This is a genomic window from Nocardia abscessus (assembly GCF_015477775.1).
GTDB classification, from domain to species: Bacteria; Actinomycetota; Actinomycetes; order Mycobacteriales; family Mycobacteriaceae; genus Nocardia; species Nocardia abscessus_A.
The window spans coordinates 134,980-147,875 of sequence record NZ_JADLQO010000015.1; the positions used below are offsets into that span (position 1 = coordinate 134,980).

The 12,896-nt window shown below is 70.1% G+C and carries 13 protein-coding genes; all 13 read right to left on the bottom strand.

The window, feature by feature from the left end:
- Positions 1-237: 237 nt before the first annotated feature.
- The 13 genes from IU450_RS30570 to IU450_RS30630 all read right to left on the bottom strand — a co-directional run bounded on the left by IU450_RS30570 (position 238) and on the right by IU450_RS30630 (position 12,843).
- Positions 238-1,521, bottom strand: a complete 1,284-nt coding sequence (locus IU450_RS30570) for an FAD-binding oxidoreductase (RefSeq protein WP_195153194.1) — start codon at positions 1,519-1,521, stop codon at positions 238-240.
- Between the two features lie 52 nt (positions 1,522-1,573).
- Complete coding sequence (locus IU450_RS30575) at positions 1,574-3,130, bottom strand: alkaline phosphatase D family protein (RefSeq protein ID WP_195153195.1); 1,557 nt, start codon at positions 3,128-3,130, stop codon at positions 1,574-1,576.
- Between the two features lie 76 nt (positions 3,131-3,206).
- Entirely contained in the window at positions 3,207-3,971 is a 765-nt protein-coding gene (locus IU450_RS30580) for a sporulation protein (RefSeq protein WP_195153196.1), read from the bottom strand.
- Between the two features lie 105 nt (positions 3,972-4,076).
- Positions 4,077-4,730, bottom strand: a complete 654-nt coding sequence (locus tag IU450_RS30585) for a phosphoribosylanthranilate isomerase (protein ID WP_195153197.1) — start codon at positions 4,728-4,730, stop codon at positions 4,077-4,079.
- Positions 4,731-4,780: 50 nt separating this feature from the next.
- Positions 4,781-5,512: a lysophospholipid acyltransferase family protein gene (locus IU450_RS30590; RefSeq protein ID WP_195153198.1), complete on the bottom strand. Its 732-nt coding sequence runs from the start codon at positions 5,510-5,512 to the stop codon at positions 4,781-4,783.
- Positions 5,513-5,687: 175 nt separating this feature from the next.
- Positions 5,688-6,698: an ROK family protein gene (locus IU450_RS30595; RefSeq protein WP_195153199.1), complete on the bottom strand. Its 1,011-nt coding sequence runs from the start codon at positions 6,696-6,698 to the stop codon at positions 5,688-5,690.
- Positions 6,695-7,108, bottom strand: coding sequence for a hypothetical protein (locus IU450_RS30600; RefSeq protein WP_195153200.1), 414 nt, complete (start codon positions 7,106-7,108; stop codon positions 6,695-6,697). Before IU450_RS30600 ends, IU450_RS30595 begins: the two co-directional genes overlap by 4 nt.
- Positions 7,098-8,408: an ArsA family ATPase gene (locus IU450_RS30605; protein WP_324197890.1), complete on the bottom strand. Its 1,311-nt coding sequence runs from the start codon at positions 8,406-8,408 to the stop codon at positions 7,098-7,100. The genes IU450_RS30600 and IU450_RS30605 overlap by 11 nt, the downstream gene beginning before the upstream one ends.
- Positions 8,405-8,839, bottom strand: a complete 435-nt coding sequence (locus IU450_RS30610) for an SRPBCC family protein (RefSeq protein WP_195153201.1) — start codon at positions 8,837-8,839, stop codon at positions 8,405-8,407. Before IU450_RS30610 ends, IU450_RS30605 begins: the two co-directional genes overlap by 4 nt.
- Positions 8,840-8,876: 37 nt before the next feature.
- A complete protein-coding gene (locus IU450_RS30615) occupies positions 8,877-9,260 on the bottom strand; it encodes a polyketide cyclase / dehydrase and lipid transport (protein WP_195153202.1) in 384 nt (127 codons plus the stop codon).
- Between the two features lie 29 nt (positions 9,261-9,289).
- Positions 9,290-10,417: a glycosyltransferase family 4 protein gene (locus IU450_RS30620; RefSeq protein WP_195153203.1), complete on the bottom strand. Its 1,128-nt coding sequence runs from the start codon at positions 10,415-10,417 to the stop codon at positions 9,290-9,292.
- A 275-nt stretch (positions 10,418-10,692) separates the two neighbouring features.
- Complete coding sequence (locus tag IU450_RS30625; RefSeq protein ID WP_195153204.1) at positions 10,693-11,694, bottom strand: hypothetical protein; 1,002 nt, start codon at positions 11,692-11,694, stop codon at positions 10,693-10,695.
- A gap of 147 nt (positions 11,695-11,841) precedes the next feature.
- The gene (locus tag IU450_RS30630; protein WP_195153264.1) at positions 11,842-12,843 is read right to left on the bottom strand and encodes an NlpC/P60 family protein; all 1,002 of its coding nucleotides are present in this window, start codon (positions 12,841-12,843) and stop codon (positions 11,842-11,844) included.
- Positions 12,844-12,896 lie beyond the last annotated feature (53 nt).

A 12,896-nucleotide genomic window follows, 5' to 3' on the forward strand; every position in this document is an offset into this window, starting at 1 on the left:
CCTTCGTTGTGCAGCAACCTGGAGCGCATCGTGCTGCTCGACGTCGCTGAGCCACCACCAGAGCTCGGCCCGGTCGCCTCGCCTGGAGCCTTCGTACGAAAGTGGCCATGGGCTGGCGAACCGGCAGGCCGGCGATGAGTTGCTTCGTCCAGTCACCGCGGTCGGGTCGCATTGGCGACAATCGGCCAAATGAGCGGTACAGGTGACGATTACGACTTGCCAGCCTTCGGACACGGGCTATCCATTGCCGCCCTCGTACCGCAGCGCGTTCTCCGAGCGGCAGATCTCCTCGATTCCGGACACGATGTCGCGCAGCAGTTCCGAGGGCAGGGCGGCGGGGCGCAGGCGGCAGGTGAAGGTGATGAGGCCGTGGTCTTCAGGGGGCAGGCCGCGGGCGGCGGATTCCGCGCGCAGGTAGCGCGAGCGCACGCCGTAGGTCATGGCGGAGATGACGGTGAAGCAGCCGGAGCGTTCCCGGTGCCCCGAGAACAGGTCGTGGAGGCGGTAGAACACCGACGTATAGCTCGACAGGGGCGCGAAAACGCCCACCCGGTAGGCGGGACCACGCTCGGAGGAGCTGAGCGCTGTATCGGCCAGATATTCGGCGTCCCGCAGGGTTTGCACCTTCGGTGCGAACAGCACCGCGCCCGCGGCCGCGTTGCGCACCGGCATGCCGGCCTTGCCCGGTGCGGCGGAGGCGATGGCGCCCAGCGATTTGCGGGCACGGGAGCCGACCTCGCGCCGGGCTCGCAGCCCTCTGGTGGGCGCGGTGGGGTACAGGCTCGACCACTGACCGAAGCGCACGGTTCCCAGCTGCACGTGCCCGGTGCCGACCGGACGCGCCACCTTCAACGGCGCCGTGTCGACCCAGCGGCCCACTTGGAGTTCGGCATTGCCCGGCCGGGCGATCTCGGCGTAGGCGTGCTCGACGAAGGAGTCGAAGTCGAGGAACCGGTCGGCGTCGGTGGTCAGCCAGGTCCGTTCCTTGTCGATCTCGATGGCGTCCAGAGTGAGCGCGGTGATGATGCCCGCGCGCCCGCCCGCGCCCAGGATGCGCTGGAACCGCTCGGTGTGGTGGGTGCGCCCGCAGGTGCCGATGCGCCCGTCGGTGTCCACGTACTCCAGATCGACGATCTGGTCGATGAACAGGCCGTGCTTGTGCGAGGCCGCGCTGACGCCGCCCACCGAGGCGAAACCGCCCGCGGTGATGTCGCGGTGGTCACCGACGATGGGCAGGCCGAGGCCGTGCGCGCCGAGCCTGCGGTCGATGTCGGAGAGTTTGGCGCCCGCCTGCACCCGCACGGTGCGCCGGCCCAGGTTGATGTCCAGCACCTGATTCATCCGGCGCAGCGACACCACGGTCGGCTGGGCGGGCAGCGTGAGGCCCTCGTCGAGCAGCTCGCCGCCGCACACCATCAGCCGTTCCGATCGCCCGCGTGAATCCCGCACCGTGCGAACGACATCTGCGGTGTCCCGGGGGAGGTATTCCTCGGCGTGGGAGACAGTTTGCGGCGTGCTCATGGCAGAAAAGCTAACCACAGCGCGGCCCGCGCCGCTTCCCCGAACTCGAGGGCTACCGCGGCGCAGGCGCAAGGCTCTTGCTGAACAGGACGGATCCGGCGGCATCGCACAGGTCGACGGTCAGTTCCCTTGACTTTCCGTCGATGCGCACTTCGCCGAAATGCTGGAAGGCGTCCAGCGGGGAGCTGTTCTGCACCGGCGGCGCGTGCACGTAGACCGCCTCCGGGCCGAATGTGCCGTCCAGCTGGTTCGGGCCGAACGCCCCCGCGTTCAGCGGGCCGGAGACGAACTCCCAGAACTCGTCGAAGTCGGTGAAGACCGCGCGTTCGGGGGAATAGCGGTGCGCGGCCGTGTAGTGCACGTCGGCGGTCAGCCAGACGACGTTGACCACCTTGTTCGCCCGGATCGACGACAGCACCTCGGCGACCTCGCGTTCCCGGCCCGCCGGTGCGCCGGGATCGCCGTTGGCCGGACCTTCGTAGGCGGTGGTGTTCTTCTGTTCGCCGTCCGGGACGATCACGCCGAGCGGCAGGTCGCTGGCGATGATCTTCCAGGTGGCCGTGGATTCGCGCAGACTGTCGATCAGCCATTTCGTCTGCGCCGGACCGAGAATGCGACCGCTGGGACCGTCGTTGGCGTCGTTGGCGTCCTTGTTCGCGCGCATGTCCAGCACGAAGACGTCCAGCAGCGGGCCGTAGGCGATCTTGCGATACAGGCGACCGTCCACCGCTTCCCTGGGTTCCAGCGGCATCCACTCGTGGAAGGCCTGCCAGGAGCGGGCGGCCAGGGTGTCCATGCTCCGTTCGGTGTAACCCTTGGATTCGGCGACCAGGCCGCCCGGGTACCAGTTGTTCACCGTCTCGTGGTCGTCCCACTGCACCACCTGGGCGACCGAGCTGTTGAAGCGGCGGTAGTTCGCGTCGGTCAGGTTGTAGGCGTAGTTGCCGCGGAACTGATCCAAGGTCTGCGCGACAGCGCTTTTCGCCTCGCTCACGACATTGCGCCAGATCCGGCCGTCCGGCAGCGGCACCGATTCCTTCAGCGGTCCGTCGGCGTAGATCGAATCGCCGGAGTGCACGAACAGGTGGGGGTCGCGGGCGGCCATGGCGGCGAAGATCTTCATGCCGCCCAGCTCCGGGTTGATGCCGTAGCCCTGGCCCGCGACGTCGCCGCTCCACTGGAGCCTGATGTCCGCCGGGGCGATGGGCGCGGTGCGGAAGACGCCGGTGACCGGTTCGGAGGTGGCGCCGTCCTCGCCCTGCAGCGTCACGCGGTAGTGCACCCGCTGTCCCGCGGGCAGGCCGTTGACCCGCACGCGGCCGGTGCCGTCGGAATCCGGCGTGAGCAGCGGCCCGGTGAAACGCTTGGCATCGGTGAACGATTCCGTGGCGGCGGTCTCCACGATCAAGGTGGCGGGACGATCCGCGCGGGCCCAGATCAGCGCGCCGTCGGTGCGTGGGTCACCTACCGCCACGCCATGAGTGAGCACAGGCCGCTGCCGGACCAGCCCGGGGCCGCTGTCCGACGAGCACGCGGTCAGCACAGGGGCCGCCACGAGTCCGAGCGCGGAGGCGCGTAAGACGGTGCGCCGGGAGGGGGAGCCGGTCATGAGGCCACCTTGGCGCAATCACGTCAACGTCACGTGAACGCACCGGGTCCGTGCGGCCAACAAGCGCGCTCGTTCGTCAGTGCGCCAGACGCGCCAGCCGGTGGTGCAGTTCGCCCGCCCAGTCCACGCCGCCCAAGTGCTGGTAATCCACCCACAGGGCGTCGAAGACATCGCGGCCCTCGGCGATCCAGCCGCCGCGCTTGTCCGCCTCCAGGACCACGCTCATGCCGGTCTCGGTCGGGACGAAAGTCACCTCGAGCTGGTTCAGGCGCGGGTAGCGCGGTGAACCGGCGAACTCGATCTCTTGGTAGAACGGCAGCGTCTGGGGTGTGTTGTGCACCCGTCCCTGCTCCACGTCCGCGCTGCGCAGGTGAAATCCCAGGCGTTCCACGGCTTCCAGCACGACGTGCTGGGCGGGCAGCGCCCCGACGCCGATCGGGTCGGTGTCGGCGGCGTCCACCGCACCGTGGATCTCCACGATCGTGCGCAGCGAGACGACCGTGCCGGGCAGGTGGCGGCCGTTGTAGAAGGTGATCGGCGTCTCCATCGGCGCGCGTGCCGCGAACCGGAAATCCAGCACCGCGCCCGGAGGCAGGTGCAGCGGGCCGTGCACCCCGGTGCGGCCGAACGCGATATCCCGAACGCCTTCGTGATCCTCGTACTCCTGCTCGGCCCTGGTCACGAACTCCACGGCCACATAGGCGATCTCCTGAGCGACCGCACCGCCCCGCAACCGGATCACGCCCTCGACGGCGCCCCCGGGCTGCACACCCGGCGTGAACAACTCGGTCTCCACTTCGGCCCCACCGACCCCGGCCGCAGCCAGCAACTTCTTGAACATGCTCGTACTCTCGCCGCCCCGTCTTACCGAAGACTTGTCGTTACCTTGTCGCCCTGGACAACCGGGGCCGAGTCTATGGCACCGGGCAGTGCGCGGCGGCGTTCGTCAAGGCGTGGATCGAGCGGCGGCGACGAAGGCGGCGCAAGCGGCGGGATCCTTGTCGCCATCAGGGGTTTCGACGCCGCTGTTCACATCGACGGCGTACGGATGGACCCGCCGCACGGCCGCGGCGACCGTGGCGGGTGTGAGGCCGCCCGCGAGCACGACGGGACGACCGCATTCGGCCATCGCGCGGACGATGGTCGCGCTGATGGACCAGTCGTGGGCCCGTCCCGTGCCGCCGAGCCGGTCCGCGGTCCGTGAATCGAGTAGGACGGCATCGCAATACGGAGCCACGGCGCGTGCGGAGTCGACGGCCTCCGGGCCGGTCACGTGCACGGCGGCCAGAATCGGGCGGCCCTCGGCCCGCTCGTTGACCCGGGCCACCACCGCCACGGAGACGAGCCCGTGCACCTGGATCGCGTCGGCGCCGATCTGGTCGGCAAGGTCGATGATCAGTGCCGGGTCCTCCAGATGGGTGACCAGGACGCGGGTGACGAACGGCGGAGTGGCCGCCGACAGGGCGGCGGCGCGGCGCCGATCGAGCGCGTCCTCACTGATATGCGTGACGCCCGAGATGAATCCGATCGCGTCGGCACCGGCGGCGACGGCGGCGTGCAGGTCGGCTTCCGAACGGATGCCACAGATCTTCGTCCGCATGCTCGACGTCCCGGCGCGGGGGAACAGCGATCGGCCCGCGGGGGAGTGGATCAGCCTACGGCGGTGTCGGGGATGCGGACGGACACGGCTTCGGGGCGGCCGCCGCTCGGGACGCCCTTCTTCAGGCTGTGGGCGTAGACGTCGACGTATTCCTGGCCGGTGAGCTGCATGAGCTCGTACATGACCTCGTCGGTGACGGCGCGTTCGACGAAGCGGTTGCCGCCCATGCCCTCGTAGCGGGAGAAGTCGATGGGCTCGCCGAACTTGACGGTCACCTTGCGGCGGCGCCAGCGGAACGGTCCGGGCGGGCTGACCTCGTCGGTGCCGATCACGGCGACCGGGATGACGGGGACGCCGGTCTCCAGCGCGAGACGGGCCAAACCGGTCTTGCCCTTGTACAGGCGGCCGTCGGGGGAGCGGGTGCCCTCCGGGTAGAGGCCGACCAGGCGGCCCTGATCGAGCAGCTTGCGCGCGGCGTTCAGGGCGTCCTCGGCAGCGTCGGCGCCGCTGCGGTCGATCGGGTACTGGCCCGTCGCGCTGAAGAAGAACTTCTGGAACCGGCCCTTGATGCCGGGGGTGGTGAAGTACTCGGCCTTGGCGAGGTAGTTGATCCTGCGCGGGCTCAGCAACGGAGCGAACAGCCAGTCGGCGAAGGAGAGGTGGTTACCCGCCATGATGGCCGGCCCGTCCGCCGGAATGTTCTCCACACCTTCGACCGTCGGCCGATTGTAGAGATGGATGAACGGTCCCAGCAGCACGAACTTCAGCAGCCAGTAGAACATGACGTCCTTCCCCCGGGACCGGGATAGTAGCGGGCACCTGCGTCAATTGCCGACTTTACCGCTGGTGCAAGATCACATCCAACCGCAGCGGCGAATCTCACCACACTACGGCCTCGACGCCGACCGATGGCCATGGTCGGCGTGTCGCCCGGCCGACCGGGGGATGGGCATGGTGTCAACGGCTGGTCCGCGCGATCCGCGCGGACTTGCGCGCCCCGGTGGGCAGGGCCGCCCTGGCGAGATCGGCGGCCCCGATCATGCCCGCGGCCTCACCGAGCTGGGTGGTCCGGATGCGGGCCAGCGGCCGGTGTCCGGCGCCGGTGATCGCGCGCGCGTACTCCTCGCGCGCCTCGTCCAGGAACAGCGGCGCCGAACTGCTGACACCGCCCGCGATGACCACCAGATCGGGATCGAAGATGTCGCTGACGAACGCCAGCCCCAGCCCGAGCCAGCGCGCGAAGTCGGCCATCACCCGGGTCGCGAGCGGGTCGCCGTCCTGCGCCGCGCCCGCGACCCGCCGTCCGGTCAGCGAACCGGGATCGCGCGCCACATCCCTGGCCAGCACGGAGCGCACCGGATCGCTGGCCAGCATCTCGATCGCGGTGTCGGCCAGTGCGGTTCCGCTGCAATAGCGCTCCCAGCACCCGTGCTTGCCGCACGGGCAGGCCCGCCCCTGCGGAACCACTTGCAGATGACCGAGTTCCGGCGCGACGCCGTGCGTGCCCCGGTACAGCTGGCCGTCGATCAGCAGGGCGGCGCCGATGCCGGTCCCGATCGCCACGAGCACCACGTTGTGTCCGCCCGCGGCGGCGCCGAACCGGTATTCGGCCCACATCGCCGCGTTGGCGTCGTGCTCCAGGATCACCGGCAGTTCCAGCCGTTCGGTCAGCCGCTGAGCAACCGGGGCGTCCTGCCAGGGCAGGTGCGGGGCGAACCGCACCGTGGAGCGATCGCCGTTGATGAACCCGGCGACCGCCAAGCCGACCGCGCCGACGGGGTGCCTGCCGGACAGGTCGCGCACGGCCCGGTCCAGCGCGTCCTCCAGCGCCCGCGCCGATTGCGGCGTCGGGGCCTGGACCGTGTCGAGCACCTCGCCGCTGTCGTCGATCACCGACGCCCGAATGTTGGTGCCGCCGACGTCGATTCCCACGGTCAGCGGTCGCGTACCGGCCATCTGGTGCGTCATACCTTGATAGTCACGGGAATGTCGACATACCGCGGGCGTTCGTCGTCCGAGCCCGGACCGTGGCGATGGGGCGCACCGGTTTCCGGATCGGCGTCGGTGGGCATGACCGGTTCGACCGGAACCCCCGCCAGCGCCTCGCGCAGCACGGTGACGATCGCGGTGCCGTGATCGGCGACCGCGGCGAGCACCTCGTGGTGTTCCCCACGCACCAGCGCCGCGGCCGCGCACACCGGGCACCAGTTGCAACTGGCCCACTCGACCTGTCCGTCGGCGGCGGCCCGCCGCAGCACCGGCTCGACCCGTTCCAGCACCGCCTCGGCCAGCAGCTTCAATTCCGCGGCGAATTCGGCGACACCGTCCGCGTGTGCGCCTGCCGCGCCGCCACCGGGCGGGTGCGGATCACCGGTCATGGTCGTGACTTTCGGACGCGTGCGCCCAGACCAGCGGATCGGGCCGGAAGCGGACCACCAGGTTTCCGTCATCGAGCTCGGCGCTGTGGACCGTGCACCGCCGCAATACCGGCGCCAGGCGCACCCGGCGCCGGACACCGTCCGCTCCCACGATCAAATCGTCCTCCACTCGGCCAAGGCGCAACGTGGCGGCGTCGACCACCGGCAGGTGCATGCGCAGCGCGTACACCGCGTGCAATCCGGTGCCGGATTCCCGGAGAACCAGCGGTTCGCCGGAACTCGCGTCGACCTCCGTCTGATTGTCGCTCAGCATAAGCGCAGCGTCGCCGGTATCGCCCGCCGAGTCCGTCGCGTACGACAGCGCGGCCAGCGAGTTCAGCCCGATCGGCTCGGGACCGGCGTGCTGCGCGATCAGCACCGGGATACCCCGCATCTTGCTCCGCAACTCGGCGATGACGTCCGATTGCTCGCCGCGCCGATTCGAATACCACTGCACCGCCGGATGTTCGGCTCCGGCGGGATCGCCGGGCGGTGCGAGTTCGGGTAGCACCTTGTTCACCACCACGGCGTCCAGCCGCAGGCCCAGCAGCGCCGCGGCGGAACGCACCCGCTCCGATTCGGCCACCGCGACTCGCTCGGCGACGGTGATCAACCGCGCCCCCGTGCGCCGATGGTCGGCGAGCAGGTCGCGAACCTCCGTGACCGCCTTGACGATCCGCTCCACCGTCGCGGCGAGCACGGCGCGGCGCAGGTCGGTGCCGACGGCGCTCATCGCCCGCGCGTGTGGAGGCCACATCCGCTCGACGTAGCCGAGCAGGGTGCCGGGGGCGGTGACGATGCGCAGCATGTCCGCCGAGGGCGGGCAATCGACGACGATGAGATCCCAATCGTCCTCCGCGGCGAACTGGGTGATCTCCACCAGCATCAGCAGTTCCTGCACACCGGGCAATCCGGTCAGCTCGGCCGGGTCCAGCGCGGCGAGGTCGAAACCGTGCTCGTGCCCGCGGCCGGTGGCGACCATCCGCACCACGTCGCGGAAACGGTCCTCGAGCAGCGCGAGCGAGTCCACCTCGATCACGTCCAGACCGGGCAGCACGGTGGCGACGCCGGGCACCGCGCCCGGGTCGTGCGGGAAACGGAAGCCCAGCGCGTCGCCGAGCGAATGCGCCTGGTCGAGCGATGCGACCAGCACACGACGGCCCGCTCCGGCCTCGGCCATGGCGGTGGCGCACGCGAGCGTGGTCTTGCCTACGCCACCCTTGCCGATGAACAGTTCGACCCGGGTCTCGTGCGCGGTCAGCCTTCGACCCGTTTCTTCAGTTCCTTCAGCGCGGTATCAGTGATCACTTTCTCGGCCTTGCGCTTGAACATGCCGATCATCGGGATGTTCAGGTCGACGGTCAGCGTGTAGACGACCTCGGTGCCGCCGGGCCGATCGATCAACTCGTAGGTGCCGTTCTGCGCCTTCTGCAGATCGCCGCTGAGCAACCGCCAGCTGACCGCCTTGCGGTCGGCGCGCCAGTCGTAGGACAGCACATAGGTGTCCTTGACCACCCCGGCGTCCAGCACGAACCGCGCGGTCTTGGCCAAACCGTCCGGGCCCGCCTCCAGCACCTCGACCGACTTCGCCGCCGATACCCACTCCGGGTAGGACTCCAGATCGGCGATAACGGACATCACCTGCTGCGACGGGGCCTCGATGACGATCGATCTCTGGGTCCTGTCGGCCATGCGGACAGCGGTTCCTTTCAGCGTCGGTGCTGGTAGATCACGCCAGCGGCGCGGGAGCGACACCGGCGGGGCGATCGGCCTCCAGCCGGGACTTCAGTTCGAACGCCATGTTCCTGCCCGCGACCCGGCGTGCCCGGTTGGCCGCGGCCAGCTTGCCGACGGGCAACGCGGGCTGCGGCTCGGCATGCAGGAAGTAGTGCAGGATCACCCCGTCGAGCGAGGGCTCCAGCCACACCTCCATGGTTCCGGTCAGCGCCCCCGCCACCGCCCAGCGGATTCCTTTCTCGGCCCGGTCCTCCCGGACCTCCAAGTCCAGGTCCGGCCACCAGCGGCGCCACGTGTTCGGTCCCGCCAGCAGTTCGGCCACGGCGGCCCCCGATGCGGCGACGAACGTCTGATCTGCGACCTGGATACTGCTCACTCCGCTGAGCGTAGTAGATGCGACGCGGATCACCGCAGCAGCTGTCGCAGGCGCGCGCCCAGGGTGTCCCAGCGCCACTGCTGCTCGACGAACGCACGCCCCGCCGCGCCCATCCGTGCGGCGGCGTCCCGATCGGACAGGATCGCCACCAGCGCGTCCGCGATCTGCTGCACGGAGCGGCCGTCCACCACGCGGCCGGTCTTGCCCTCGATCACCGTTTCCGGCGCGCCACCGGAATTGCCCGCCACCACCGGGACGCCGGACGCGGACGCCTCCAGGTAGACGATGCCGAGACCCTCCACGTCCAGTCCCGCGCCCCTGGTCCGGCAGGGCATCGCGAAGACGTCGGCCAGGGTGTGATGCGCGGCCAGCTCGCCGGACGGGACGCGGCCGGTGAACACCACGTCGTCGGCGACGCCCGCGGCGACCGCGAGGGCGCGCAGCTTGTCCTCGAAGGGGCCGCCGCCCGCGATCACCAGCACCGCGCCCTCGACCCGCTCGCGGACCTCGCGCATCGCGAGGATCAGCGCGTCCTGACCCTTCCGCGGCACCAGGCGCGACAGGCACAGGACGGTCGGACGGTCGCCCAAGCCGTAACGGTCGCGCAGCTCGGCCCGTGCGGCCGGATCCGGACGGAACACCTCGGTGTCCACGCCGGGCGGCAGATACTCCAGCGCCGCGTTCGCCCCGAACGCGGAGGCGAACCGGCGGCGGGTGTAGCGGCTCACGTAGGTGACCACGTCGGTGTGCTCGCCGATGGCACGCAGCGCCTGCCTGGCGCCCGGCAGCATCGACCAGCCGACCTCGTGGCCGTGGGTGCTGGCCAGAATTCGTTCGGCGCCCGCACGCCGGAGCGCGGGCGACATCAGCGCCAGCGGCGCCGCCGCACCGAACCACACCGTGTCGCACTTCTCGCTGCGCAGCAGACGCGTGGCGCGGCGCAGCACCAGCGGCGTCGGCAGCATCAGCGTGGTGGGGTGGCGAACCACCTGGAACTTCTGCTTGGCATCGAACTTCAGATGGCTGTCGCCACGCCAGCGCGGAGCGTAGACCACCAGGTCATCCGGGGGCAGCTCACCGGCCAAAGCCTGCAGATATGACTGGATACCGCCCGGCCGCGGCGGGAAATCATTGGTAACCAGCAGAGTTCGGGCCATGCGCAACAAAATACTGTGTTGGTTTTTCCAGCGCCTGCGGCGCTGGGTGTTCGCGGCCCCTTGGTGGCTCGCGTCCGAGCGACCGCCGCTTGCTCCTTCGTCGCAGACGCGGCGGCCACTCGGACGCGAGCCGGGCCGCGAACGGCGCATGCTCGGTCTCGCTTCGCTCGGAACCGGTGGTTGGGCCGGTGTGGTTGCGAGGGAGAGGGCCGTACACGGACTTCGTTTCGCCCGAAACCGTCGCCGGAGCCTGTTTGATTCGTGGGAACTCGACGTCAGGCGGTTCGGGCTCGGAGCCAGGCGCGCCAGTCATCGATGAACTCGGTGCGGGTGGCGCCGAGGACTTCACGGAGGATCTGGTCCTCGGTGGCCGGATCCTGCTTGCCCGCCGCGATGCGGTGGTAGAGCTGGACGAGGCGGGGCCGGTCGTATTTCTCGGCTACGAAAGCGCAGATCGACCAGGCTTTTTCGTAGGTGAAGGCGGCGTCTGGGCCGGAGAAATCGGCGTCGGCGGGCAGATCGGCGGGAATCCGGCCCGCGTGCGCATGGGCGGTGAGAGTGGGAGCGACCTCGGCGAACCGCAGCGCCTCGCGATGGTGCGCGGTGTAGTCGGCGAAGCCTTCCAGCATCCACAGCGGGGCGCCGTCGACGGTGTCGGCGCGGGCCGCGATGTGCGTGAGTTCGTGCCGCAGCAGGCTGGCCATGCCCTCGGGATCGAGGCGGCGCCCGGTGTCGGGACCGAAGACGACGCGTTGACCGGTGGGCCGGCTGCCCGGCGTGAACGGGTCGGCGATCGAGGCGGCGGCGACCTCGGCGGGCAGCAGATCGGCCGAGCGCAACAGAGCGGCGAACTCGGACGGGGACGAAGCAACGACGACGAGCGCGGACTGCGCCCATCCCGGCCCCCACACGTCGGTCACCGCGGAGATGGCATCGGCGAGCGCGCGCTCCAGGACATCGATCTCGATCCGCTGGTCGGGATGGCCGACGACCAGGGACTGCCGCCCGTCACCGGTCGGCACCGGGCGGGCGACGATCGGTCCGAACGGTTCGACGATGCGCCGCACCTCGGCCAGCCGGGGATCGGCGGCCGCGGCCTGGCCCACGGCCTCGGCCGCACCCGGTTCAGCGGCTCGCAGTTTCGGTAGCGCCGTGTTCGGCAGCATGATCAGCGCGACGCACACGCCGGTCAGCGCCACGACCATCGCGACGGTGAGGCAGAATTCGAATCGCCGCCGCGCCGACCACCAGGCCCGCAACTTCCGCATTCCGCTCATCCGCGGACTCCGGCCCGGCGCGCGGCGGCGAGGCGCCGCGCGGCGGCCGGTGTGACGAATCGACCGCGCGGACCGCTCATCGTCGTCCGTTGCCGGTCGGTCGTGCCGTGGAAGGCGCTTTGCCGCTGGTTGGCTCGCTCACGACGCCTAGTATCGCCGAGCCGAATGGTAGGGCGTCGAACTGAGGGGTGCGACCGCGACGGGAACGCCGAAGGTGGAGGCGTGCAGCATGAGACCGTTGCCCGCGTAGATGCCCACGTGCGAGATGTCGGAGTAGAAGAACACGACGTCGCCGGGCTGCAGATCGTCTTTGGCCACGGGGGTGCCGTAGCCGGCCTGCTGCGAACTGGTCCGGGGCACGTTCTTGCCGACCTGCTTGAACGCCCACTGGACCAGACCGGAGCAGTCGAACTGGTTCGGACCGGTGGCGCCCCAGACGTACGGGTCGCCGACCCGGGTGAGCCCCGCGGCCAGCGCACTGGTGCCGCTGCCGGGAACGAGACCCTGCAGGAGGGTGTCGCGGTCGAAACCGGGCGGGAACGGCGAGCCCGCGAGGGCCGACTTGTCCTTGGCCGACAGCGCGCCCCAGGCCTCCACCACCTCGGCGACGGCGCCGCCGAGGTCGTCGCGCTTGCGTTCCAGGTCGATGCGCACCGCGTCGGCCTTCTGCGCGGCGGCGCGGGCGGCGTCGGCGGCGGTGCGGGCCGCCGATTCGGCCGCGGTCGCGGCGTCGGTGGCCTTCGTGTAGTGCTCGAGCTGCTCGGAGGTCTGCGCGGACACCACATCCAGGGTGGACATCTGGTCGAGCAGTTGTTGTGGCGAGTCGCTGACCAGCACGGCGAACAGGCGATTGGTGCGGGCGCCCTGATAGGCGGCGATAGCGGTGCGGTCGATGACGGGCTGATACCGGCGGACTTCGTCGCGGGCTCGGTCGACCATGTCGGTGCTGGCGGCGAGCCGCTCGTCGGCGTCGCGCTGCACGGCGAGCTTCGCGTCCAACTCGGCTTCCGCGCCGAGTACCTGCTGGTTGAGCTGCTCGGACTGACGGGACAGATCGATCATCCGCTGCACGGCTTCGGTGGCGGTGCTGGGAAGCGCTACCGGATCCGCTCCGGCCGGACCGCCACTGTAGAGGCCCGCGGCCAGCATTCCGGCGGCCAGCGCCCCTCCCACCAGACGTTTGGTGTGCTGTCTCCGGTGAT